Annotated in this window: 16 protein-coding genes; 13 read left to right on the top strand and 3 right to left on the bottom strand. The window is 65.4% G+C overall.

From position 1 onward, the window contains the following. Window positions 1-87: 87 nt before the first annotated feature. Window positions 88-996, bottom strand: coding sequence for a LysR substrate-binding domain-containing protein (locus ACQ4MJ_RS18945; RefSeq protein ID WP_055398416.1), 909 nt, complete (start codon window positions 994-996; stop codon window positions 88-90). Window positions 997-1,017: 21 nt separating this feature from the next. Continuing rightward, the gene (gene purU, locus ACQ4MJ_RS18940; protein WP_176888061.1) at window positions 1,018-1,866 is read right to left on the bottom strand and encodes a formyltetrahydrofolate deformylase; all 849 of its coding nucleotides are present in this window, start codon (window positions 1,864-1,866) and stop codon (window positions 1,018-1,020) included. Window positions 1,867-1,918: 52 nt separating this feature from the next. On the opposite strand from purU, the gene ACQ4MJ_RS18935 reads away from it, so the two are divergent. Then, on the top strand, window positions 1,919-4,231 hold the full coding sequence (locus tag ACQ4MJ_RS18935) for a putative bifunctional diguanylate cyclase/phosphodiesterase (protein WP_431151629.1): 2,313 nt from the start codon (window positions 1,919-1,921) through the stop codon (window positions 4,229-4,231). Between the two features lies 1 nt (window position 4,232). Here ACQ4MJ_RS18935 and ACQ4MJ_RS18930 read toward each other — a convergent pair whose 3' ends face one another. Then, entirely contained in the window at window positions 4,233-5,117 is an 885-nt protein-coding gene (locus tag ACQ4MJ_RS18930; RefSeq protein WP_431151630.1) for a ChaN family lipoprotein, read from the bottom strand. Between the two features lie 73 nt (window positions 5,118-5,190). Between ACQ4MJ_RS18930 and ACQ4MJ_RS18925 the strand changes: the two genes are divergently transcribed. The 12 genes from ACQ4MJ_RS18925 to ACQ4MJ_RS18870 all read left to right on the top strand — a co-directional run bounded on the left by ACQ4MJ_RS18925 (window position 5,191) and on the right by ACQ4MJ_RS18870 (window position 24,604). Next, window positions 5,191-7,176 carry a type IV pili methyl-accepting chemotaxis transducer N-terminal domain-containing protein gene (locus ACQ4MJ_RS18925; protein WP_431151631.1) on the top strand — a complete coding sequence of 662 codons (1,986 nt, stop codon included), beginning with the start codon at window positions 5,191-5,193 and terminating at the stop codon, window positions 7,174-7,176. Then, window positions 7,173-7,949 carry a response regulator gene (locus ACQ4MJ_RS18920; RefSeq protein ID WP_431151632.1) on the top strand — a complete coding sequence of 259 codons (777 nt, stop codon included), beginning with the start codon at window positions 7,173-7,175 and terminating at the stop codon, window positions 7,947-7,949. Before ACQ4MJ_RS18925 ends, ACQ4MJ_RS18920 begins: the two co-directional genes overlap by 4 nt. 383 nt (window positions 7,950-8,332) lie before the next feature. Next, window positions 8,333-9,625 (top strand): MFS transporter, encoded by a 1,293-nt coding sequence (locus ACQ4MJ_RS18915; protein ID WP_055398425.1) that lies wholly within the window; start codon window positions 8,333-8,335, stop codon window positions 9,623-9,625. A gap of 24 nt (window positions 9,626-9,649) precedes the next feature. Beyond that, on the top strand, window positions 9,650-11,068 hold the full coding sequence (locus ACQ4MJ_RS18910; RefSeq protein WP_431151633.1) for an MFS transporter: 1,419 nt from the start codon (window positions 9,650-9,652) through the stop codon (window positions 11,066-11,068). A gap of 37 nt (window positions 11,069-11,105) precedes the next feature. Further along, window positions 11,106-14,909, top strand: coding sequence for a nitrate reductase subunit alpha (locus ACQ4MJ_RS18905; RefSeq protein ID WP_431151634.1), 3,804 nt, complete (start codon window positions 11,106-11,108; stop codon window positions 14,907-14,909). Window positions 14,910-14,932: 23 nt separating this feature from the next. Next, entirely contained in the window at window positions 14,933-16,456 is a 1,524-nt protein-coding gene (gene narH, locus ACQ4MJ_RS18900) for a nitrate reductase subunit beta (RefSeq protein WP_121422051.1), read from the top strand. Window positions 16,457-16,478: 22 nt separating this feature from the next. Beyond that, window positions 16,479-17,180 (top strand): nitrate reductase molybdenum cofactor assembly chaperone, encoded by a 702-nt coding sequence (narJ, locus tag ACQ4MJ_RS18895; RefSeq protein WP_306552959.1) that lies wholly within the window; start codon window positions 16,479-16,481, stop codon window positions 17,178-17,180. Next, a complete protein-coding gene (gene narI, locus ACQ4MJ_RS18890; protein WP_431151635.1) occupies window positions 17,177-17,908 on the top strand; it encodes a respiratory nitrate reductase subunit gamma in 732 nt (243 codons plus the stop codon). Before narJ ends, narI begins: the two co-directional genes overlap by 4 nt. Before the next feature lie 145 nt (window positions 17,909-18,053). Beyond that, window positions 18,054-18,887 carry a peptidylprolyl isomerase gene (locus ACQ4MJ_RS18885; RefSeq protein ID WP_431153048.1) on the top strand — a complete coding sequence of 278 codons (834 nt, stop codon included), beginning with the start codon at window positions 18,054-18,056 and terminating at the stop codon, window positions 18,885-18,887. 27 nt (window positions 18,888-18,914) lie between these two features. Next, on the top strand, window positions 18,915-19,595 hold the full coding sequence (locus tag ACQ4MJ_RS18880) for a carbonic anhydrase (protein ID WP_121422054.1): 681 nt from the start codon (window positions 18,915-18,917) through the stop codon (window positions 19,593-19,595). A gap of 96 nt (window positions 19,596-19,691) precedes the next feature. Beyond that, window positions 19,692-23,276 carry an LAGLIDADG family homing endonuclease gene (locus ACQ4MJ_RS18875; RefSeq protein ID WP_431151636.1) on the top strand — a complete coding sequence of 1,195 codons (3,585 nt, stop codon included), beginning with the start codon at window positions 19,692-19,694 and terminating at the stop codon, window positions 23,274-23,276. Continuing rightward, entirely contained in the window at window positions 23,273-24,604 is a 1,332-nt protein-coding gene (locus ACQ4MJ_RS18870) for an NnrS family protein (protein ID WP_431151637.1), read from the top strand. The genes ACQ4MJ_RS18875 and ACQ4MJ_RS18870 overlap by 4 nt, the downstream gene beginning before the upstream one ends.

Raw genomic sequence — 24,604 nt, 5'->3', positions numbered from 1 at the left:
CCGCCCCGCAGCGAGGGCGGCGTCCCCCTTCCGGCGCAGCCGAGAGAAGGGGGAAGGCGCCAAAGGCGATTCAGGGGAATGCCTCGACTACGCCATGGTTTTGCGCAGCCACTCGGCAAACGCCGCGCATTCCCACCGGTCCATGGTGCCCGTGCGCCAGCACAGGTAGTGGGCGTGGGGGCTGGCAGTGTCGGTGTCAAACAGGCGCACCAGCGTGCCGTTCTCCAGCCACGGTGCGCCCAGCTTCAGTCGCACTAGGGCGACGCCCATGCCGGCGGCGGCGCCGTCGCACATCAGGCCGATGTCGTTGAACTGCGAGCCCTCGCTGGGCTCGGCCCAGTCGAGGCCCGTGGCAGCAAACCAGGTGCGCCAGGGCTCCAGCGGGCTGCGCAGCAGGGGCACGCCCTCCAGGTCCTCGGGGCGGTCAAAGGGGCCGTGTTCGCGCACGAAGGCGGGCGAGGCCAGGGGCGTGACCACGTCGCGGGCCAGTTCCACATGCTCCACGTCGGCATAGTGGCCGGGGCCAAAGCGCACCATCAGGTCTGCATCCTCGGCCACCACGTCCAGCAGCGGGATGGACACCTGCAGGGCCAGGTCGATCTCCGGATACGCCTCGGTGAACTGGCGCAGGCGGGGGATGAGGATGGTGCGCGCAAACGTGGGCGTCACGGCCAGCTTGAGCCGCCGGCGCCCGGGCGCGGCCGCCTGGCCCGGAAAGCGCTGTAGCGCGCCCAGCCCCTCGCGCACATGGGCCAGGTAGGCGCTGCCCTCGGTGGTCAGCGAAAAATCGGCCCGGCCAAACAGCCGCACCCCCAGGATCTGCTCCAGCTGCTTGACCCGGTGGCTCACGGCGCTAGGCGTGACGCACAGCTCGTCAGCCGTCTGCGTCACGCTGCGCAGGCGGGCCAGGGCCTCAAAGGTCAGCAGGCACTGGATGGGCGGAATGCGCCGGGCTGCGCTGCTGAGGAAGGATGAGGACGGGGCTGCCGTGGCCATGGGGCAGAACGGGTTAGCGGGTTAGCGGAAGACGACGGTCTTGTGGCCGTTGAGCAGCACGCGGTGCTCGCTGTGCCACTTCACGGCGCGGGCCAGCACCTGGCTTTCAGTGTCGCGGCCCCGGGCCGTGAGGTCTTCGACCGTGTCGGTGTGGTCGGCGCGGGCTACGTCCTGCTCGATGATCGGGCCTTCGTCCAGGTCGGCCGTCACATAGTGGGCCGTGGCGCCGATCAGCTTCACGCCCCGGTCATGGGCCTGGTAATAAGGCTTGGCGCCCTTGAAGCTGGGCAGGAAGCTGTGGTGGATGTTGATCGCCCGTCCGGCCAACTTTTGACATAGGTCAAGAGAAAGTATCTGCATGTAACGGGCCAATACCACCAACTCGGCCCCTTCGCCCTCGATAATCTCAAGCTGCTTGGCTTCGGCCTGGGCTTTGGTGCTGCCCGTCAGCGGGATATGGTGGAACGGCACGTTGTAGCTGGCCGCCAGCTGGTAGAAGTCGCGGTGGTTGCTGATGATGGCGCGGATGTCGATGGGCAGCAGGCCACTCTTCCAGCGGAACAGCAGGTCGTTGAGGCAGTGGCCCTCCTTGCTGACCATGAGCACCGTTTTCATGGGCGCAGCTGTTGCGTGCAGGCGCCAATGCATGTTGTAGGGTTCTGCAAACGTGGCCAGGCGGGCCTTGAGCGTTGCATGATCGTGCAGGTCGCAGGCAAACTGAACGCGCATGAAGAACAGGCCGGTGGCGTGGTCGTTGTACTGCGCGGCTTCTTCGATGTTGCCGCTGTGCTCCAGCAAAAAGCCCGAAACGGCATGCACCAGCCCCAGGCGGTCGGGGCAGGACAGGGTAAGGATGTAGGCGTTGGTCATAGCGGTGCGATTGTCGCAGCATGGCCTGAGCGCTTGTCGAACAGGGAAATCAATGACCAATCCGGGCGATGCGTCGCGTATTGTCCCCTGGCGGGGAATGCTGCTGTACCTGGTGCTGGGGGTGGCCTGGGTGTTTGTGGGCGACGCGCTGCTGGCCCGGTGGGTGAGCGACCCGGTGCTGCTCACGCGCTTTCAGACCTGGAAGGGCTGGGGCTATGTGCTGCTGACCAGTGGCCTGGCCTGGTGCCTGCTGCGCAGCATGCGCCACGCCGAAAAGGTGCGCCTGGCCATGGCCAGGGAGCTGTCGCAGATCGTGCGCCACGTGCCGGCAGGTATCGCGCGCGCGGCGCCAGACGGGCGGTTCCTGTGGGCCAACACCCGCCTGTGTGATCTGCTCGGCGCGCCGCTGGAGCGGGTATGCAGCCTGAATGTTCGCGATGTGCTGATGGCGCCCGACCGTGACCGGGTGGCTGCCCAGTTGTCGCGCCTGCTGGCGGGCGAGATCGACCACTATGTGGGTGAACACGAATGCCTGCGTCCGGGCGATGGGCGCAAGGTGGCCGTGCTGTGCACGGTAGCGCTGGTCCCCGAGGCGGATGCCGAGCCCGCCCATATGGTCTGCGTTCTGCAGGACCTGGACGAGATCAAGGCCGCACGCGCCGCACTCAAGAACAGCGAGGCCCGCCAGCGGCTGGCCGCCACGGTGGTGGACAACACCATGGAGGGCGTGGTGGTGACCGATGCGCAAAGCCGCATCCTGTCGGCCAACGCCGCCGTCACCCGCCTGCTGGGCTATACCGAGGAAGAACTGCTGGGCCAGACGCCGCGCGTCTTCAAGTCGGGGCGGCATGACAAGGCGTTTTACGAGGCCATGTGGGGCACATTGCGCCAGACGGGCCACTGGCAGGGCGAGATCTGGAACCGCCGCAAGAACGGCGAGGTGTTTCCAGAGCACATGTCCCTGTCGGCCGTGCGCGACCCTGCGGGTCAGATCACGCACTACGTGTGCATGTTCACCGACATTTCTGAAGAAAAGGTGCAGCAGCAGCGGCTGGAGTTCCTGGCGCACAACGATGCGCTCACGGGGCTTTCCAACCGCGCGTGGTTCGGCCACCAGCTGGAGCAGGCTGTGTTGGAGGCGCGAGCCAGTGGCGAGCACATCGCTGTGCTGCTGCTTAACCTCGACCGTTTCAAGGACGTGAACGACAGCTACGGCCATGCCACCGGTGACGAGGTGCTCAAGCACATCGCGCGGCAGGTGCAGTCGGCCCTACGGCCGGGCGACGTGATGGGGCGGCTGGCGGGCGACGAGCTGGCCGTGGTGGCGCGCCACCTGCGCCATGCCGACGGCGCCGCTGCCGTGGCGCGGCACCTGATCACAGCCGTGGCCGAGCCCTGGCGTTCGCCCGATGGCTTTGAAGTGGTGGCGGGTGTGAGCGTGGGCATCTGCATGTTCCCTGAGCACGCGAACACCACCGAGCTTCTGCTGCAGGGCGCCCATGCGGCGGTCTATGGCGCCAAGGCGCGCGGCCGGGGGGCGTGGTGTTTCTTCCACGAGGCGATGACCCAGGCTGCGCGCGAGCGGCTGGCGCTGGAGTCGCGCCTGCGCCTGGCGCTGGCGCAGGGCCACCTGCAGATGTATTACCAGCCGCAGGTGGACATTGCCACCGGCCGCATCCAGGGCGCCGAGGCGCTGGTGCGCTGGAACGACCCGGTGGAGGGCCTGATCTCGCCCGCGCGCTTTATCCCCGTGGCCGAAACCTCGGGCGTCATTGGCCCGCTGGGCGAATGGGTGCTGCGCGAGGTATGCCGCCAGGGCCAGGCCTGGCGCCAGGCAGGCCTGCCCGACCTCACGCTCGCCGTGAACGTGTCGCCGCGCCAGTTCCACTTGACGGACCTGGCCGGTTGCGCGTCGGGCGCGCTGGCCGATTCGGGCTTTCCGCCCGAGCTGCTGGAGCTGGAGATCACCGAAACCGCCCTGGCCGAGCGCACCGAAGAGGCGCGCCAGGTGCTGATGCGCCTGCGCGCGCTGGGCCTGCGCATTGCGGTGGATGACTTTGGCACAGGGTATTCGTCGCTCGCGCAGCTCAAGCGCTTTCCGATTGACGTGCTCAAGATCGACCAGGGTTTCATCCGCGACATTCCGCAAAGCGAGGACGACATGGCCATCAGCGCCGCCATCATCGCCATGGGGCACAGCATGGGGCTGTCGGTGCTGGCCGAGGGGGTGGAGACCGACGGCCAGTTGGCCTTCTTGCGAGAGCGGGGATGTGATGCGTACCAGGGCTACCTGTGCAGTCGGCCCGTGCCCGCCGATGACTTCGCAGCGCTGCTGCGGGCACAGGCCGTGACTGTGGCACCGTAGGTCAAGGCGCTGGGCGCGCCGGGCGCCACTTCTCGCGCAGTTCTGCACAGGCATCGCGGGGTGGCAGGGCAGGGGTTTCAATCACCGCTTCCGCGTCGCCTGGTTTGTTTGCTCCATTTTTGATAGCTGTTTGCGATTGCCCAGATTGCGCCAGGGCCACTTTTGACACCAAACCGGCTGGCCAGTGGGTGGGCACTCCCAGACTGCGCAGCACATGACCGCCCCCGGCCACCAGCAGCACCGTCTGCCCGGGGCGCAGGGCCTGCTGGGCGGTGCGCGCCATGCTCGCGTCGCGGGCGATCTGGATGCGGGCCATAGGGGCAATTTGCGATTCCGGCAGCAGGCCGCAGTGGCCCTCGCGCAGCGCCTGGTGTTGCTGTGCCAGTGCGGGGGCGGGCAGGTGCTGGTCCCAGCGGGCCTCGCCCATCGCGGCGCGCATCTGGGCGCGCGGCAGGTTGCCACCCAGCACCGGCACGCCAGCGGCCACGGCGGCCATCACCACGGGGCCATAGGCCTTCCACGGCCAGGCGGCGTCGTTCCATTGAAGGGCGGCCTGGGCCTGGGCGTCGGTGGCGTCGCGCGGCAGGGCCTGCGTGCTGTGGCCGCTCTCGGCCATCTCCATCACCACGGCCGCCAACTGGCCTTTTGCGGCCAGCCACAACACGGTCTCGCGCTGCAGGCGCTGGTGGTCGGGCGCATCGTGTTGTTCGCCGAGCAACAGCACATCGGTGGGGAGCAGGGCCTGCAGGCGGTCGGGCCACGCAGCGAGTGGTGTGCTGGGGGGCGTGGTGCCCGTGCTGGCACAGCCAGTCAGTGCTCCCGTGGCTATCAGGGCTCCGGCCAGCAGCAGGCGGGCACAGAGGTGGGTGTCGGGTGGTCGTTGCATGGCGCCATGCTACGCGGGTGAGACTTGACCCAGGTCAAGAGTCGGCGCAAGCTCGGTGCCTACACTGCCCTGCATGCGCACCAAGCCCACCCTGTCCACCAAGCTCCTGGCCATGGGCGCGGGTTTTTTGCTGGTGGCGCTGGCCTCCATCAGCCTCACGCTGTGGGTGACCTGGAAGCTCGAAGGCGGCGCCGCCGCTGTCAACGAGGCCGGCCGCCTGCGCATGAACATGCTGCGCATGGTGCTGGTGCTGCAGACCGAACCCACCGAGGCGGTGCAAGAGCGAGCCCGCCTGTTCGATGCCAGCCTGGACCTGCTGCGCACGGGCGACCCCTCACGCCCGCTGTTTGTGCCCTGGAGCGACGAGACCCGCTCGCGCTTCGAGGCCATACGCACCCAGTGGGCCCAGGCGCGCAGCGGCTGGGTGACCACGTTGCCCCCCGATCGCGCGCAGACCTTGGCGCAAGCCGATGCGTTTGTGCAGCAGGTCGATGGTTTTGTGGATGCCATCGAGATCCAGATTGCGGGCTGGACGGCGGCGCTGCACCTGTTCCAGCTGTTCATGATGGCGCTGGCCATTGTTGCCGCCGTGACCTTCATGGCCGCAAGCTATCTGCTGGTCATCAACCCCGTGGCGCGCCTGCAGCAGGCCCAGGCCCGGCTGCGCCAGGGCGAGCTCGGCACCCGCCTGCCGGTGGATACGGATGACGAGTTCGGCCAGCTGTCGGCGGGCTTCAACCTCATGGCGCACGCATTGCAGGCATCGCACGACGACCTGGAACACAAGGTGGTGGAGAAAACCGCCAGCATCGCCGTGCAGAACCAGCGCCTCGCCGCGTTGTATGAGGTGAGCGCGCTGGCTTCCACCGCCAGCAGCCTGGAGCTGCTGGCCCAGGGCTTTGTGCAGCAGATCCGGCGCGTGGCCGGGGCCGATGCGGCGGCGGTGCGCTGGTCCAATGAGGCCAATGAACGTTATGTGCTGCTGGCCGGTGACGGCCTGCCCCGCACCATGGCCGAGGGCGAGCACTGCCTGCACACCGGCACCTGCCTGTGCGGCCAGCCCCAGGCCCAGGCGCGCACGCGGGTGATTCCCATCACGCCATCAACCACCGTCGCCTTGCCACATTGCCGCGAGGCGGGTTTTGAAACCATGGTGACCATCCCGGTGCAGATGCAGCAGCGCTTGCTGGGTGAGGTGGACCTGTTCTTCCGCTCGCCCATTGAGCTGACCGATGAACTGCGCGATTTGCTAGAAGCCATGACGCGCCACCTGGCCAGCGCCATGGAAGGCCTGCGCGCCACAGCCCTGGAGCGCGAAGCCGCCGTGGCCGAAGAGCGCAGCATGCTGGCGCGCGAGCTGCACGACTCCATCGCCCAGTCGCTGGCCTTCCTCAAGATCCAGACGCAGCTGCTGCGCGACGCCGTGAACCGTGGCGACGAGGCCAAGCGCGACCGCAGCATCAGCGAGCTGGATGTCGGCGTGCGCGAGTGTTATTCCGACGTGCGCGAGCTGCTTGTGCACTTTCGCACCCGCACCAACGACGAGGATATTGAATCGGCCCTGCGCGCCACGTTGTCCAAGTTCGAGCACCAGACCGGCATGGCCACCACGCTGGGCATGGTGGGCCATGGCCTGCCGCTGGCGCCCGATTTGCAGATCCAGGTGCTGCACATGGTGCAGGAAGCGTTGTCGAACGTGCGCAAGCATTCGGGCGCCACGCGGGTGGACCTGCTCGTGCACCGGCATCCGCGCTGGCGCTTTGAGGTGCAGGACAACGGCAAGGGCTTCGACGTGGCCACCGTGCCACCCGATTCGCTGCATGTGGGCCTTGGCATCATGCGCGAGCGCGCCCACCGCGTGGGTGCCGTGCTGCAGGTTGAATCCACCCCGGGCCAGGGCACGCGCGTGTGCATCGAGCTGCCCACGGTGACCGCTGCCACCACCATGCCCTCCCAGTCTGCACCTCCGTCCGCAGCGGCCATAGCCCCCCAAGGCGCGGCTTCTGGCGAAGAACTCACACCCGCCGTGGCCGCAGGCCGGGTGGCCACCACCGCATGACCCCTACCACCGCCATCCCCTTGGCCCCCCCCGCCGGTGCGGGCCACCAACCCCCCGCAGAGCCGCCTGTGACGCTGCTGGTGGTGGACGACCACACGCTCTTCCGCCGGGGGCTGATTGCACTGTTGGGGCAGGACGCGGGCCTGCTGGTGGTGGGCGAGGCGGGCGATGCCGCCGAGGCCCTGCGCCTGGCGCCGGAGCTGTTGCCCCAGGTGATCCTGCTGGACAACCACCTGCCCGGCGTGATGGGCGTGGACGCCATCCGGGGCCTGCGCGAAGTCTCGCCCTCCTCGCGCGTGCTCATGCTCACCGTCAGCGAAGACGGGCAGGACCTGGCCGCCGCACTGCGCAACGGCGCGCAAGGCTACCTGCTCAAGACCATCGACGGCGATCTTTTGGCCCAGGCCATCCGCCGCGCGGCCCGGGGCGAGCCCGTGGTGAGCCCCGAACTCATGGGCAAACTGGTGGCCGCGTTCCAGTCGCAAGGGGTGGCCGAAGCGGCAGCGCTCATCGCCCCAGCCGGGCCTGCCGGGGCGGGTGCGTCCACGCAGCCGCCCGAGGCTGCCAACAACGGCGCCGCGCCCCTGTCCCCGCGTGAGGAGGACGTGCTGCGCGAGATCGCGCGCGGTGCCAGCAACAAGGAAATCGCGCGCACACTCGACATCGCCGAGACCACGGTCAAGATCCATGTGCAGCACATCCTGCGCAAGCTGGGCCTGAGTTCGCGCGTGCAGGCGGCGGTCTACGCCTCAGACCGGCAGCGCGCGGAGTAGCGGGCTCGCTGCGCGCACGGCCGTGCGGTCGCTTGCGCGTGGTGTTTGCTATAATTTTAATAGCTATTGGCGCTTTCCTATCAAGCGCTACCAGCGGTTTGTACTGAAATTTTGCTGTGCACAGCCCGTCGCCGCTGCAGCATTGCTCCCATGGCCCTTGGTGCGCCGACCCTATCCTGCATTTCCTCTCACGAACCGGCCCGCAGCTGCACGCGCCTGCCTGGTCATCCATCCATAGTTCTTTCGGACGATGAGTCGGTGCGGTGGCGTAGGCCCGGACTAGTCCTTCTGCCGCGCCCCGGGTGTCCTTGCGAAGGATAGGCAGTGCGTGCCCAAAGCGGGACGATACCGCCAACCACAGAGAGAAGAAGAGGAACCGCGCAATGGCACATACCCCTTTGCCCCCGGGCGACAGCCCACAGCGCACCCGCCAGGCTTGGTCGGTGCTGATCGTCAGCACCTTCGCCTTCACGGTCTGTTTCATGGTGTGGATGATGTTCGGCGTCATCGGCATCCCTATCAAGAAGATGCTCAACCTGAACTCCACGCAGTTCGGGTTGCTCATGTCCATGCCTGTGCTCACGGGCTCGCTGGTGCGGGTGCCGTTGGGCATCTGGACCGACAAGTTCGGCGGCCGCATCGTGATGGCCGCCGTGATGGCCACCACCGTGCCCGCCATCTGGCTGATGGGCTACGCCACGGAATACTGGCACTTCCTCACCATCGGCCTGTTTGTGGGCTTGGCGGGGGGCTCGTTCTCGGTGGGTACGCCCTATGTGGCGCGCTGGTTCCCCAAGCACCGCCAGGGCACGGCCATGGGTGTGTATGGCGCGGGCAACTCGGGCGCGGCGGTGAACAAGTTCGTGGCCCCGGTGTTGCTGGTGGCGTTTGGCTGGACCATGGTGCCGCAGGTGTATGCGGCCATCATGCTCGGCACGCTGGTGCTGTTCTGGTTGTTCAGCTACAGCGACCCGGCCCACCTGGTGCCCAGCAACGTCAAGTTCACCGACCAGCTCAAGGCGCTGAAGGACCCCAAGGTCCTCAAGTACTGCCAGTACTACAGCATTGTGTTTGGCGGCTATGTGGCGCTGTCGCTGTGGATGGTGCAGTACTACGTGGGCGAATTTGGCCTGGACATCCGCGTGGCGGCACTGCTGGCCGCGTGCTTCTCGCTGCCCGGCGGTGTGCTGCGCGCCATCGGCGGCATGCTGTCTGACAAGTACGGCGCCCACAGCGTGACCTGGTGGGTGATGTGGGTGAGCTGGATCTGCCTGTTTTTGCTGAGCTATCCGCAGACCGACTTCACCATCGTCACCGTCAACGGCCCCAAGACCTTTCACATCGGCCTGAATGTGTACCTGTTCACGGGCCTCATGTTTCTGCTGGGCATTGCCTGGGCCTTTGGCAAGGCCAGTGTCTTCAAGTACATCAGCGACGACTACCCCCAGAACATCGGTGCCATCAGCGGCATCGTGGGCCTGGCCGGTGGCATGGGCGGCTTCATCCTGCCCATCCTGTTCGGCGCGCTGATGGACCTCACCGGCATCCGCTCCAGCGCTTTCATGCTGATGTATGGCGTGGTGTGGGTCTCGCTCATCTGGATGTACTTCACCGAAGTGCGTCGCACCGATCTGATGGCCACGCAGGCAGCACCGGCTGCTGCGGCTGGCCGCTGAACTTTCACTTTCCAAGGAAACACCATGTCTGCCACACCCGCCAGTAGGCGCCAGGGGCGTCTGCTCACCCTCTGGGCTCCTGAGGACAAATCGTTCTGGGAGCGCGAAGGCGAAGCCATCGCCAAGCTCAACCTGTGGATCTCGGTGCCCGCGCTGTTCCTGGCCTTTGCCATCTGGCAGGTGTGGAGCGTGGTTGCCGTGAGCCTGCCGGGCCTGGGCTTCAAGTATTCGACCAACCAGCTGTTCTGGCTGGCCGCAGCGCCCGCGCTCAGCGGCGCCACGCTGCGTATCTTCTATTCGTTCTTGGTGCCGCTGGTGGGTGGGCGCCGCTGGACGGCGATCTCCACCGCCAGCTTGCTGATCCCTGCGATTGGCATCGGCTTTGCGGTGCAAGACAACACCACGACCTATCCCACCATGCTCATCCTGGCGCTGCTGTGCGGCCTGGGCGGCGGCAACTTCAGCTCCAGCATGGCCAACATCAGTTTCTTCTTTCCGAAGGAGCGCAAGGGCTCAGCGTTGGGCGTGAATGCAGGCCTGGGTAACTTGGGCGTTTCGGTGGTGCAGTTTCTGAGCCCGCTGGTCGTCACGGCAGGCATCTTCGGCATCTTTGGTGGCGAAGGCCAGACCATCGTCAAGAACGGCCAGACGGTGCAGGTGTGGACGCAGAACGCCGCTTTCATCTGGGTGCCATGGATTGCGCTGACGGCGCTGGCCGCGTGGTTCGGCATGAACGACATCGCCGATGCCAAGGCTTCCTTTGCCGCGCAGGCCGCCATCTTCAAGCGCAAGCACAACTGGCTGATGTGCGTGTTGTACCTCGGCACCTTCGGCTCGTTCATCGGCTATGCAGCGGGCTTTCCGCTGCTCATCAAGAGCCAGTTCCCTGGCGTGAATCCGCTGGCCTACGCCTGGCTGGGCCCGCTGGTGGGCGCCGTGATCCGCCCCTTTGGTGGTTGGCTGGCCGACAAGCTCGGTGGTGCGCGTGTCACGCTGTGGAATTTCATCGTCATGGCCGTGGCCGTGATGGGTGTGACGTTCTTCCTGCCCTCCGGTGGCCCTGGCGGCAACGAAGGCCAGTTTGCAGGTTTCTTCGTGTGCTTCCTGGTGCTGTTCCTCACCACCGGCATCGGCAACGGCTCGACCTTCCGCATGATCCCCGTGATCTTCCTGACCGAAGCCATGCGCGGCGTGGACAAGCACAACGCCGCCGCTGTGGCCAGCGCCAACAAGGAGGGCAATACCCTGGGCGCGGCGACGCTGGGCTTCACCGCCGCCATGGCCGCCTACGGCGGGTTCTTTATCCCCAAGAGCTATGGCAGCTCCATCGCGCTGACCGGCAGCCCCCACGCTGCACTGTGGACGTTCTTCGCCTTCTATCTCGTTTGCATCGTGATCACCTGGTGGACCTACGCACGCAAGCACGCCGAGATGCCTTGCTAGTCAACCCCAGAACAGAAATCAGAAAAGGAGCCCTTCGATGAGCCATTTCCTCGATCGCCTTTCGTACTTCTCGCAGCCCCGCGAGACCTTTGCCCAAGGCCATGGCGAAACCAACGGTGAAGACCGCACCTGGGAAGACGCCTACCGCGACCGCTGGGCGCACGACAAGATCGTGCGCAGCACCCACGGCGTGAACTGCACGGGCTCCTGTTCGTGGAAGATCTACGTCAAGGGCGGCATCGTGACCTGGGAAACCCAGCAAACCGACTACCCCCGCACCCGCCCTGATCTGCCCAACCATGAGCCCCGTGGCTGCGCACGCGGCGCCAGCTACAGCTGGTACCTGTACAGCGCCAACCGCGTGAAGTACCCCATGGTGCGTGGCCGCCTGCTCAAGCACTGGCGCGCCGCCATCGCCCTGGCCAAGAGCCCGGTGGACGCCTGGGCCAGCATCGTCGAGAACGATGCCTCCAAGCGCGAATGGCAAAAGCAGCGCGGCCTGGGCGGCTTCGTGCGCAGCACCTGGGAAGAAGTCAACCAGATGATCGCTGCGGCCAACGTGTACACCATCAAGAAGCACGGGCCCGACCGCATCATCGGCTTCTCGCCCATCCCGGCGATGTCGATGATTTCGTACGCTGCAGGCAGCCGCTACCTCAGCCTGATGGGCGGCGTGTGCATGAGTTTTTACGACTGGTACTGCGACCTGCCTCCCAGCAGCCCGCAGACCTGGGGCGAGCAGACCGACGTGCCCGAGTCGGCCGACTGGTACAACAGCTCGTACATCATTGCCTGGGGCTCCAATGTGCCCCAGACGCGCACGCCCGATGCGCACTTTTTGACCGAGGTGCGCTACAAGGGCACCAAGGTGGTGTCCATCACGCCCGACTACTCCGAAGTCGCCAAGCTGGGCGATCTGTGGATGCACCCCAAGCAGGGCACCGACGCCGCCGTAGCCATGGCCATGGGTCATGTGATCCTCAACGAGTTCTACTTCAAGGACGGTGGCAAGGGCCGCAGTGCGTACTTTGACGACTACGCGCGCCGCTACACCGACCTGCCGCTGCTGGTGGTGCTCAAGGAAAAAACGCTGCCCGATGGCCGCACGGTGATGGTGCCCGACCGTTATGTGCGCGCCAGCGATTTCCCAGGCCAGCTTGACCAGTCCAACAACCCCGACTGGAAGACTGTGGGCTACGACGAGCTGGGCCAGGTCACGCTGCCCAATGGTTCCATCGGCTTTCGCTGGGGGGCGGACGGCCGCCCCGACCAGGGCCTGTGGAACCTGGAGAACAAGGAAGCACGTACCGGCAACACCGTCAAGCTCAAGCTGTCGGTGATCGAAGATGGCGAGCAGGCCCACGACATTGCCGATGTCGCCTTCCCGTACTTTGGCGGCGTGGCAACGCCCAACTTCACGGCCAACGAACAAGGTGGCGACGTGATGGTGCGCCGCGTGCCGGTGTCCCACCTGGAGTTGGCCGGGCATGAAGCCCAGGGCCGCGTGATGGTGGCTACCGTGTTCGACCTGCTGGCGGGCAACTACGGCATTGACCGAGGCCTACCGGGCGAAGAGCCCGGTGGCGGTTACGACGCCGACCGCCCCTACACCCCTGCCTGGCAAGAGGCCATCACCGGCGTGCCGCGCGAGCAGATCATCACCGTGGCGCGCCAGTTTGCCGACAACGCCGACAAGACGCATGGCAAGTCCATGGTGATCATCGGCGCGGCCATGAACCACTGGTACCACAGTGACATGAACTACCGGGGCATCATCAACATGCTGATGCTGTGCGGCTGTATTGGCCAAAGCGGTGGCGGCTGGGCGCACTATGTGGGCCAGGAAAAGCTGCGCCCACAGACGGGCTGGACGGCGCTGGCCTTTGCGCTGGACTGGATCCGCCCACCGCGCCAGATGAACAGCACCAGCTTCTTCTACGCCCACACCGACCAGTGGCGCTACGAGAAACTGGGCATGGAAGAAATCCTCTCGCCCCTGGCTGACAAGAAGGCCCACCACGGCGCGCAGATCGACTACAACGTGCGCGCCGAGCGCATGGGCTGGCTGCCATCAGCGCCCCAGCTCAAGACCAACCCCATGCAGGTGGCCAAGGATGCCGCTGCAGCGGGTATGGACGCGAAGGATTACGTCGTCAAGTCTCTGAAGGACGGCACGCTCACGATGAGCTGCGAGGACCCGGACCATCCGTCCAACTGGCCGCGCAACATGTTCGTGTGGCGCTCCAACATCCTGGGCTCGTCGGGCAAGGGGCATGAATACTTCCTCAAGCACCTGCTGGGCACCACCCACGGCGTGCAGGGCAAGGACCTGGGCAAAGACGAAGCCAAGCCCGAGGAAGTGCAGTGGCACACCAACGCACCCGAAGGCAAGCTGGACCTGCTGGTCACGCTCGACTTCCGCATGAGCACGACCTGCCTGTACTCCGACATCGTGCTGCCCACGGCCACCTGGTACGAGAAGAACGACCTCAACACCAGCGACATGCACCCCTTCATCCATCCGCTGTCGACAGCGGTGGACCCTGCCTGGCAGGCCAAGAGCGACTGGGAGATCTACAAGGGTTTTGCCAAGGCCGTGAGCGAGGTCAGCGTGGGCCATCTGGGCGTCGAAAAGGACGTGGTGCTCACACCCATCATGCACGACACGGCCGGCGAAATGGCCCAGCCCTATGGTGTGCGCGACTGGAAGCGGGGCGAGTGCGAACTCATCCCCGGCAAGACGGCGCCGCAGGTCACCGTGGTCGAGCGCGACTACCCCAACCTCTACAAGCGCTTCACCGCCCTGGGCCCCTTGATGGACAAGGCAGGCAACGGCGGCAAGGGTATCGGCTGGAACACGCAGACCGAAGTCGGCCAATTGGGCGACTTGAACGGCCGGGTGAAGGAAGAGGGCGTGACGCAGGGCATGCCCCGCATCGTGTCCGACATCGACGCCACCGAAGTGGTGATGATGCTGGCCCCCGAAACCAACGGCCACGTGGCCTGCAAGGCCTGGGAGGCCCTGGGCAAGCAGACCGGGCGCGACCACGTGCACTTGGCCCTGCACCGCGAGGACGAGAAGATCCGCTTCCGCGACATCCAGGCGCAGCCGCGCAAGATCATCAGCTCGCCCACCTGGTCCGGTCTGGAAAGCGAAAAGGTCAGCTACAACGCCGGCTATACCAACGTGCACGAGTACATCCCATGGCGCACCCTCACGGGCCGCCAGCAGTTCTACCAAGATCACCCGTGGATGCGTGACTTTGGCGAAGGCTTCGTGAGCTACCGCCCACCCGTGCACCTCAAGACGCTGGAAGAAGTGGAAGGCAAGAAGCCCAACGGCAACCGCGAGATCGCGCTCAATTTCATCACGCCGCACCAGAAGTGGGGCATCCACAGCACGTACAGCGACAACCTGATGATGCTCACGCTCAACCGGGGTGGCTCGGTGGTGTGGCTGAGCGAGGACGACGCGAAGGTCGCTGGCATCGTGGACAACGACTGGGTCGAACTCTTCAACGCCAACGGCGCGATTGCAGCCCGTGCGGTGGTGAGCCAGCGCGTGAACCCCGGCATGGTGATGATGTACCACTCGCAAGAGAAGATCATCAACACCCCCGGTTCCGAGATCACCGGCACGCGCGGCGGCATCCACAACTCGGTCACGCGCATTGTGCTCAAGCCCACCCACATGATTGGCGGCTATGCGCAGTTGAGCTACGGCTTCAACTACTACGGAACCATCGGCACCAACCGCGACGAGTTCGTGCTGGTGCGCAAGATGGACCGCGTGGACTGGCTCGACGATGAGCCTGTGTCCGGTACCGCAGCCCACGCCTGAAGCCGAAGACAAGGAGAAACACGATGAAAATTCGCGCACAAATCGGCATGGTGCTGAACCTGGACAAGTGCATCGGTTGCCACACCTGTTCCGTCACCTGCAAAAACGTCTGGACCAGTCGCCCGGGCGTGGAATACGCCTGGTTCAACAACGTCGAGACCAAGCCTGGTATCGGCTACCCCAAGGAATGGGAAAACCAGGACAAGTGGAACGGCGGCTGGGTGCGCAACCCTGACGGCTCCATCGCCCCCCGCCAGGGCGGCAAGTGGAAGCTACTCATGCGCATCTTCGCCAACCCCAACCTGCCCCAGATCGACGACTACTACGAGCCCTTCACGTTCGACTACGACCACCTGCAGTCGGCGCCTGAAACGAAGGCCGCACCCACGGCCCGCCCGCGCAGCCTGATCACCGGCAAGCGCATGGAGAAGATCGAGTGGGGCCCGAACTGGGAGGAAATCCTGGGCGGCGAGTTCAGCAAGCGCAGCAAGGACAAGAACTTCGACGATGTGCAAAAGGACATCTACGGCCAGTTCGAGAACACCTTCATGATGTACCTGCCACGCCTGTGCGAGCACTGCCTGAACCCGGCGTGCGTGGCATCGTGCCCCAGCGGCTCGATCTACAAGCGCGAGGAAGACGGCATCGTGCTGATCGACCAGGACAAGTGCCGTGGCTGGCGCATGTGCGTCTCGGGCTGCCCCTACAAGAAGATCTACTACAACTGGCAATCGGGCAAGGCCGAGAAGTGCATCTTCTGCTATCCCCGCATCGAAGCGGGTCAGCCGACCGTGTGCTCCGAGACCTGCGTGGGCCGCATCCGCTACCTGGGTGTGCTGCTGTATGACGCAGACCGCATCCAGGAAGCCGCCAGCGTGGAACGCGACCGCGACCTGTACCAGGCGCAGCTCGACATCTTCCTCGACCCGAACGACCCGGACGTGATCAAGCAGGCCCGCATCGACGGCATCCCGGACAGTTGGATGGACGCTGCCCGTAACAGCCCCGTCTACAAGATGGCTGTGCAATGGAAGGTGGCCCTGCCGCTGCACCCCGAGTACCGCACGCTGCCCATGGTCTGGTATGTGCCGCCGCTCTCGCCCATCACGGCCGCCGCCAACGCGGGCCATGTGGGCGTGAATGGCGATATCCCCGATGTGTCGCAGCTGCGCATCCCCGTGCAGTACCTGGCCAACCTGCTCACCGCTGGCGATACCGGCCCCGTGGTGCGGGCGCTGGAGCGCATGCTGGCCATGCGCACCTACCAGCGCGACAAGCACGTGGAGCAGCGCCAGAACCTGGCCGTGCTCAAGCAGGCCGGCCTGTCGATGGCCGAGGTCGAGGAGATGTACCACGTGATGGCAATTGCCAATTACGAGGACCGCTTCGTCATCCCATCGGCCCACCGCGAATACGCCGAAAACGCGTTCGACATCCGGGGCGGCTGCGGCTTCTCGTTTGGCAACGGGTGCTCGGATGGCGCCACCGAGACCAGCATGTTCGGTGGCAAGAAGCCCCGCACGATCCCGATCAAGGCCACGGTCTGATTGCACACAGGAAGGAATCACCATGTTCAAGAAGAACCCGACCTCTGTGCGCCTGACCCTGCGCGCCCTGGGCTACCTGCTGAGCTACCCCGATGCGCAGTTGCGCAGCGTGATGCCGCAGCTCATCGACGCGCTGCAGGCCGAGCAAGCCCTTACGGCTGATCGCATGGATGAGCTGAAGGCAGTGTGCGAGCACCTGGCTGCACTCGATCCGCTGGAAGCCGAGGCCCGCTACGTGGACAACTTCGACCGGGGCCGCCAGACCTCGCTGCACCTGTTCGAGCATGTGCATGGCGACTCGCGCGACCGGGGGCCTGCGCTCATCGATCTGCTGCAGACCTACGACAAAGCAGGTCTGAAGTTTGAAGCCGAAGAGCTGCCCGACCACCTGCCGGTGGTGCTGGAGTTCGCCTCCACCCAGCCGCCCGAAGTGGCCAAGGAGTTCCTGGGCGAAATGGCCCACATCCTGAACGCGCTGTTCAGTGCGCTGGTGGCAAGAAGCAGCCCCTATGCCAGCGTGATTGCTGCGGTGCTCGAAGTGTCGGGCCAGCGCGTGCAGTCGGTGGCGCTCACGCCCGAGCCGCCCATGGACGAGGTCTGGGCCGAGCCCGAAGCGTTTGGCGGTTGCAGCACCCAGGGCCAGGCCAAGCCTGACCAGCCGCAACCTCTGCATTTTGTTCGTACCCCCCGCGCCGAGCGGGCACCAGAAGGAGTCTCCGTATGACCGCCTGGCTTGACACCCTGTTGTTTGGCATCTATCCGTATATTTGCCTCGCTGTCTTTTTCATTGGCAGCTGGGCGCGGTTCGACCGCGACCAGTACACCTGGAAAAGCGATTCGTCGCAGCTGCTGCGCACCGGCAGCCTGCGCTGGGGCAGCAACCTGTTCCATATCGGTGTGCTGTTCCTGTTCTTTGGCCATACCGTGGGCATGCTCACGCCGCACTTCCTGTACGAAGGCTTTATCACTGCAGGTGCCAAGCAGATCATGGCGATGGTGACGGGCGGTATCGCGGGCGTGCTGGGCTTCATTGGCCTGTCCATCCTGCTGCACCGGCGCCTGTCGGATGACCGCATCCGCGCCACGTCCAAGACCAGCGACATCCTGATCCTGGTGCTGCTGTGGCTGCAACTGGCGCTGGGCTTGGCCACCATTCCGCTGTCGGCGCAGCATCTGGACGGCTCCATGATGATGAAGCTGGCCGAGTGGGGTCAGCGCGTGGTGACCTTCCGCAGCGGCGGCGTCGAGCTGCTGGCCGAGGCGGGCTGGATCTTCAAGGCCCACATGTTCCTGGGCATGAGCATCTTCCTGGTCTTCCCCTTCACCCGTCTGGTGCATGTGTGGAGCGGCTTTGGCACGCTGGCCTATGTGCTGCGCCCCTACCAGGTGGTGCGTGCGCGCCGCCTGAACCTGCCGCCCGGCCATATGCAGTCGCAAGACCGCCGCGCCTGAAACCCACTGACCCAAGGAGCACACCATGAGCGGATGTGGAACCGGGAGCTGCGGATGCGGCTCCACTGACAGCAGCGTGGCGGCAGCACCTGCCAGCACGCTGACCCCTACACAGGCTGCGGCCTACGAGGCACTGGTTGCAACGATGGACGATGCCCCCCAGCAAGCCACCCTGGCACCACAAGCCGGCGCTATGGGGGGCATGGGCTCGGTGACGGCCGAGATGGCACGTGTCAATGGCGTGGCCCTCAACGCCCCGCACGAGCTGCTGGACGAAGAGGCCTTGCGCCAGCGTGCCTGCACCGAACTGCTGCGCCAGGCGGCCCAGCAGGCGGGTTTGCTTTCAGCAGACGATGTGCCCGGCGTCGAGGGAGCCATCAGCACCGAGGCCTCCAACGCCATCGAGCAGCTGCTGGAGCGTGAGCTACCCATCCCCGACCCATCGGAAGAAGCCTGCCGCCGCTACCACGACGCCCACCCTGCGGCACACGCCCAGGGCGAGCGGGCCCAACTGCGCCACGTGCTGTTTGCCGTGACGCCGGGTGTGGATGTGAAGCAGCTGCGCCTGCGTGCCGAGGCCATGTTGATTGACTTGCGCTGTGCAGACGATGGTGGCGCCAAGTTTGCTGAGGCGGCTGCGCAGTGGTCCAACTGCCCCAGCGGCCAGCAAGGCGGCGACCTGGGCTGGCTCACCCGCGCCGACTGTGCCCCCGAGTTCGCCCGCGAGGTGTTTGGCAGCGCCGAGATCGGTGTGCTGGCACGCTTGGTGCACAGCCGGTTTGGCCTGCATGTGGTGGAGGTGGTGGCGCGCGATCCGGGGCAGCAGCCTTCGTTCGAAGAGGTGCGCCAGGCCATCGCCCTCACGCTGCGCCAGCAGGCCTGGGTGAACGCATTGAGGCAGTACCTGCAATTGCTGGCGGGCGCTGCCGTGGTGGAGGGCGTGGCACTGGACGCGGCCGATTCTCCGCTTGTACAGTAGTTGCATTGCACGCCATCTGATCGCACCATGCCCGACGAGCTGCTTGATCGCCTGCGTCGTTTTCACGACGACGCCTTTCCCCAGTACCGCGAACAGTTCCAGACGCTGGTGGACGAGGGGCAGCACCCCACCACGTTGTTCATCGGCTGTTCCGACTCGCGCCTGGTGCCCTACCTGTTGACCGGCGCGGGCCCGGGGGAGCTTTTCCTGGTGCGCAACGTGGGTGCGTTCATCCCGCCGTATGACGGATCTCACGGCCACCATGGGACCACGGCAGCCATTGAGTTTGCAGTGCTCAACCTGCAGGTGCGCCGCATCGTGGTGTGCGGCCACAGTCACTGTGGGGCTATCAAGGCGATGTATGGTGAGGTTTCGCCCGAAGCGCCCAACCTGAACCGCTGGCTGGACCTGGGGCGCGAGGCCCTGTTGCCCATGCAGGCGGGCCCCGAGGTGCTGCGCCGCACTGAGCAACGCGCCGTGGTGCTGCAGCTCGAACGCCTCATGGAGTACCCGATGGTGCGCAGCCGTGTGCAGTCAGGGCAGATCAGCCTGCACGGCTGGCACTACGTGATCGAGGAAGGAGAAGTCCATGTGTTTGATGTCAAGACGGGCGGTTTTGTGCCGGCCTCGCTGGCGGACAACAGCGGCACCGGCCCCTACCACCCTTACGTGGAGCATGATGGGCAAGTTCTTCTGGACGAGCTTTGACCTTGTCCGGCATTCTCGCGGCAGATCCGTGAGGAATGAGGCCCTCTTGATGGAACGCAAGACCTCACTGGCGTGAAACCCAAATCATCGGCCCCCATGAAACGCGAACCTCAGCCCCCCCTCAAGCCCACCTCGTCCCTGCAGCCCATCAGCCTGGATGTGCTGCGCGAGAAATACCTCAAACCTGGCGAAACCACCGCCGACGAGCTGTACCAGCGTGTGGCGCGGGCTCTGGCCTCGGTCGAAAAACCGGAGCTGCGCGATAAGTACGAAGCCTTGTTCCTCGCCAACCTGAAGGCAGGCGCCATCGGTGCGGGCCGCATCATGAGCGCGGCAGGCACCGACATACAGGCCACCCTTATCAACTGCTTTGTGCAGCCCGTGGGTGACTGCATCCAGGGCGTGGATGACGAAGGCTTTCCGGGCATCTACGAAGCGTTGCGTGAGGCGGCCGAGACCATGCGCCGTGGCGGGGGCGTGGGCTATGACTTCTCCCGCATCCGTCCCAAGGGCGCACAGGTGAAGGCCACCGCCTCCATGGCATCGGGGCCGTGCAGCTACATGAACGTGTTCGATCAGTCCTGCTCCACCGTGGAGAGCGCGGGCGCGCGGCGGGGGGCGCAGATGGGCGTGCTGCGCATCGACCATCCCGATGTGCACGAGTTCATCACGGCCAAGCGCACGCCAGGGCGCTGGAATAACTTCAATGTGTCGGTGGGCGTGTCGGACGAGTTCATTGCAGCCGTGCAGAACAACGCACAGTGGGAGCTGGTGCACAAGGCTCGCCCCGGCGCTGCGTTGCTCGCCCAGGGCGCCCGCCAGCGTGCAGACGGCCAGTGGGTGTATGCCACCGTGCCCGCACGCGAGCTGTGGGACACCATCATGAAGTCGGCCTACGACTTTGCCGAGCCCGGTATCCTGTTCCTGGGGCGCATCAACGAAGACAACAACCTGCACTATTGCGAAGACATCGCGGCGACCAATCCCTGTGTGACAGAAGACACCTGGGTCATGACCACTGAAGGGCCTGCGCAAGTGGCTGACCTAGTAGGGCGCCCGTTTGTAGCGGTGGTGGATGGGAGCGCTTACCGGGTCGAGAGTCATGGCTTCTTCAAGACCGGCACCAAACCCGTGCTGCAGTTGCAAACCGAAGAGGGGCATGTACTGCGCCTTACCGCAGACCATCGTGTGCGCCGCGTGGCGTGCAAGACCCGTTACTGCCTGGAGGTGGAATGGACGGAGGCGGCGCAGCTGCAGCTGGGCGATGAGGTTGTGCTGCACGACCACCGGGCCTTTGCGGGCTGGGGCGGTGCAGGCACGCAGGCAGAAGGTTACCTGCTGGGTTTGTTGATTGGTGACGGAACCCTTAATGCCGACAAGGCCGTGATTTCGGTGTGGGCGCCTGAGCTGAAAGCCGTGGGGCAGGGCACGGTAGCTTTCGCGGCCACCGGGGCGGACGGCATCATGCGGGTCGCCATGGCTGCGGCAGCTACGTTGCCGCACCGTGCAGATTTCAAAGGCTTTCAGCGCCCTGTGACAGGACGCGGTGAGACACGGCTGGCCAGTGCGGCGCTCTTGAAACTCGCGCATGAACTGGGAATGGCGCCGGGCCACAAGACCATCACGGTTGCCATGGAGCGGCAATCGTCTGCCTTCGCGCAGGGCCTGCTGTCTGGGCTGTTCGATGCCGATGGATCGGTACAAGGTGCGCAGGACAAAGGCTTGAGCGTGCGCTTGTCGCAAAGCGACGAGGCCTTGCTGCAAACTGTGCAGCGCATGTTGTTGCGCATGGGTATCGCTTCCACGCTGTACCGCAACCGTCGCCCGGCGGCTGAGCGCAACCTGCCCAATGGCAAAGGGGGGATGCAGTCCTACGCTACGCGTGCGCAGCACGAACTGGTTATTAGTGGGGACAACCTCGCGGTATTTGCCGAGCGGGTGGGCTTTTGTGACACAGACAAAGCGGCGCGTTTGCAAGAAGGGCTGGCGCAGTACCGGCGTGCGCTCAATCGCGAACGGTTCACCGCCACCGTGCAGGCTTTGGTGGATGCAGGGGTGGAAGATGTTTACGACGTCACTGTGGCCGATGTGCATGCCTTCGACGCCAACGGTATCGTGGTGCACAACTGTGGCGAACAGCCGCTGCCGTCGTATGGCTGCTGTGATTTGGGGCCCATCATCTTGACCCGCTTTGTACGCCACCCCTTCGGTTTTGGCGGGGTTGCTGCGTTTGATTTCGATGCGTTTACCAAAGCCGTGGCGCTGCAGGTGCGTGCGCTCGACAACGTGCTCGATGTGACCTACTGGCCGCTGCCGCAGCAGCGCGACGAGGCCATGGCCAAGCGCCGCATTGGTGTGGGCTTTACCGGCATGGGCAACACACTGGCCATGCTGTGCCTGCGCTACGACCTGCCCGAGGGCCGCACCATGGCTGCACGGATTGCCGAGTACATGCGCGACGCAGCGTATGCCGCATCGGTGGACCTGGCGCGTGAGAAAGGAGTGTTTCCGAAGTTCGATGCCAACGGCTATCTGGCCGAAGGCACGTTTGCCAGCCGCCTGCCGGAGTCGCTCCAAGCTGCCATCCGCCAGCATGGCATCCGCAATAGCCATCTGCTCTCCATCGCCCCCACGGGCACGGTGAGCCTGGCCTTTGCCGACAACGCTTCCAACGGCATCGAGCCGCCGTTTTCGTGGATGTACAAGCGCAAGAAGCGCGAGTCCGACGGCAGCACGACCGAGTACGCGGTGGAAGACCACGCCTGGCGGCTGTACCGCGAGCTGGGCGGCGATGTAGATGCGTTGCCGGACTATTTCGTCTCGGCCCTCGCCATGCCCGCCGAAGGCCACATTGCCATGATGGAGGCCGTGCAGCCCTTTGTGGACACGGCCATCTCCAAGACTGTCAACATCCCTGCCGACTACCCCTACGAAGGGTTCAAGGACCTGTATCTTCAGGCCTGGCGCGCCAAGCTCAAAGGTCTGGCCACCTACCGGCCCAACGCCATCCTGGGGTCTGTGCTGGAGACCCACGCTGCACCTGCGCCAACGCTTGCTGCTGCGCCCATGGTGCCACCCGCACCCCCGGTGGACCCCATGCGCACCGTCATCGAAAGCCGCCCCCAAGGCGGCCTCTCCGCCGTTGCGGAGAAGCTCGAATACTGGACGCAAGAGGGCCACAAGACGCTGTACCTCATCGTGTCGTTCCTCCCCGTTCCCACTGGCATCGGTAACGGCACGGTAGACCGCGCCATTGAGTTCTTCATGCCCGTGGGCCAAAGCGGCGAGTCGCAGCAGTGGATCACGTCCAGCATGCGCATGTTGTCGCTGGCAGCGCGTGGCGGCTTTTTGGAGCGGGCGCTGTCGGACATGCGCAAGGTCGCCTGGGACCGCGGCCCCGTGCGCCTGGGCACCCACCGCAAGGACGACGGCACGCTGGTGCCCATGTGGCACGACTCCGAGGTGGCGGCCATGGCCTATGCCATCCAGAACATCCTGGCGCGCCGCGTGGCCGACCCGGTGCAGCAGCAGCTGCCGCTGGATGAGCCTGCACCGCCCCCGGTGGCTGTGCCCCAGGCCATGGCGGGCAAGAAGTGCAGCGAGTGTGGCGCCCACGCCGTGATTCGCAAGGATGGTTGCGACTACTGCACGCAGTGCGGGCATTTGGGGACCTGCGGGTGACCTCTCGCCCCGTCATCCCCCTGCGCACCGCGTCGGGAAAACCGTCGCCGGAGATGCTGGCGTCGCTGGACAGGCAATGGCGCTGGCGCTATCTGATGCTGGCGCCGCACCGGTTGGGGTTTTTCCTGGCCATGGTGGTGCTGGTGGCGTCAGGGGGGTGGTGGGCATTGGTGCAGGTGGCGCGGTCCAGCGGTGGGTGGGGGCTTTACTACGCAGTGTCTCCGACGCTGGTGCACTCGGCGGTGATGGCGTTCGGATTCATTCCCCTGTTCTTTTCCGGCTTCCTGTTCACAGCAGGCCCTAAATGGCTCGGGGTGGAGCCTTTGCCAGTGGAGGCGATTCGCGCACCGCTGGTGGCGCAGGCGGTGGGGTGGCTGTTGTGGCTGGCGGGCGCGCACCTATGGGTTGGCGTGGCGCTGGTCGGATTGGCGGTGGCGACGGCGGGCCTCGTCTGGATGACTGCGCAGTTCTGGGGGCGTGTGCGGCGCAGCCAGGCCGAGGACCAGTTGCATGCTCGCACCATCGCTTGGGCTTGTACGTTGGGCTGTGTCAGCCTGGCCGGGCTGTGGCTGGGGCTGGCCGTGGGCACCCATGCGCTCGCACGTGCCTGGGTCTTCACCGGCCTGTGGGGGTTTGTGGTGGTGGTGTATGTCACGGTGGCGCACCGCATGATTCCATTTTTCACCTCCAGCGCCATGCCCATGGTGCAGGCCTGGCGGCCTTTCTGGGTGCTGTGGCTGATGCTGGCGGCCGCCGTGCTGCAGGTGCTGGCGGTGTGGCTGGACTGGCTCGGATTGCCTGCCAGCGCTGCGGGGCCGGCCTGGGGGTTGGTACACGGCACGCTGCAATTGGTGATCGGGGGCGTGCTGGTCTGGCTGGCCTGTGTCTGGGGGCTGGTACAAAGCCTCAAGAACAGGTTGCTGGCCATGCTGCATATCGGTTTCCTGTGGCTTGGCCTTGCCTTTCTGCTTGGAGGGCTTTCGCGGTGGCTGGCGTGGGGCTATGGCATGGGAACCCTGGGCCTGGGCGCGCTGCATGCCCTGACCATGGGCTGCCTGGCATCGCTGATGCTGGCCATGGTGACGCGGGTGTCGTGTGGGCACAGTGGCCGTGCGCTGGTTGCTGACCAAACGGCGTGGACATTGTTCTGGCTGCTGCAGGTGGCTACCGTGTTGCGCATTGCGGCAGAAGTGCCGGGCGTTTTTGGCATAGCGTGGGTGTGGGTGCTGCCGGTGGCGGCTTTCCTGTGGGCCGCCACCATGGGCGTATGGGGTGTCCGGCTGGGCCGGTGGTACGGTTGCCTGCGGGCCGACGGCCGGCCGGGCTGA

The sequence above is a fragment of the Acidovorax facilis genome (assembly GCF_050626955.1).
In the GTDB taxonomy this organism is placed as follows: Bacteria; Pseudomonadota; Gammaproteobacteria; order Burkholderiales; family Burkholderiaceae_C; genus Acidovorax; species Acidovorax facilis.
The sequence above is the reverse complement of the archived record's forward strand: the minus strand, read 5'-3'. Positions and strand labels throughout refer to the sequence as shown.

Bases quoted from the DNA above. Each gene is read 5' to 3' on its own strand.
- ACQ4MJ_RS18945 (WP_055398416.1), bottom strand. From the start codon at position 996: ATGGCCACGGCAGCCCCGTCCTCATCCTTCCTCAGCAGCGCAGCCCGG.
- purU (WP_176888061.1), bottom strand. From the start codon at position 1,866: ATGACCAACGCCTACATCCTTACCCTGTCCTGCCCCGACCGCCTGGGG.
- ACQ4MJ_RS18935 (WP_431151629.1), top strand. From the start codon at position 1,919: ATGACCAATCCGGGCGATGCGTCGCGTATTGTCCCCTGGCGGGGAATG.
- ACQ4MJ_RS18930 (WP_431151630.1), bottom strand. From the start codon at position 5,117: ATGCAACGACCACCCGACACCCACCTCTGTGCCCGCCTGCTGCTGGCC.
- ACQ4MJ_RS18925 (WP_431151631.1), top strand. From the start codon at position 5,191: ATGCGCACCAAGCCCACCCTGTCCACCAAGCTCCTGGCCATGGGCGCG.
- ACQ4MJ_RS18920 (WP_431151632.1), top strand. From the start codon at position 7,173: ATGACCCCTACCACCGCCATCCCCTTGGCCCCCCCCGCCGGTGCGGGC.
- ACQ4MJ_RS18915 (WP_055398425.1), top strand. From the start codon at position 8,333: ATGGCACATACCCCTTTGCCCCCGGGCGACAGCCCACAGCGCACCCGC.
- ACQ4MJ_RS18910 (WP_431151633.1), top strand. From the start codon at position 9,650: ATGTCTGCCACACCCGCCAGTAGGCGCCAGGGGCGTCTGCTCACCCTC.
- ACQ4MJ_RS18905 (WP_431151634.1), top strand. From the start codon at position 11,106: ATGAGCCATTTCCTCGATCGCCTTTCGTACTTCTCGCAGCCCCGCGAG.
- narH (WP_121422051.1), top strand. From the start codon at position 14,933: ATGAAAATTCGCGCACAAATCGGCATGGTGCTGAACCTGGACAAGTGC.
- narJ (WP_306552959.1), top strand. From the start codon at position 16,479: ATGTTCAAGAAGAACCCGACCTCTGTGCGCCTGACCCTGCGCGCCCTG.
- narI (WP_431151635.1), top strand. From the start codon at position 17,177: ATGACCGCCTGGCTTGACACCCTGTTGTTTGGCATCTATCCGTATATT.
- ACQ4MJ_RS18885 (WP_431153048.1), top strand. From the start codon at position 18,054: ATGGACGATGCCCCCCAGCAAGCCACCCTGGCACCACAAGCCGGCGCT.
- ACQ4MJ_RS18880 (WP_121422054.1), top strand. From the start codon at position 18,915: ATGCCCGACGAGCTGCTTGATCGCCTGCGTCGTTTTCACGACGACGCC.
- ACQ4MJ_RS18875 (WP_431151636.1), top strand. From the start codon at position 19,692: ATGAAACGCGAACCTCAGCCCCCCCTCAAGCCCACCTCGTCCCTGCAG.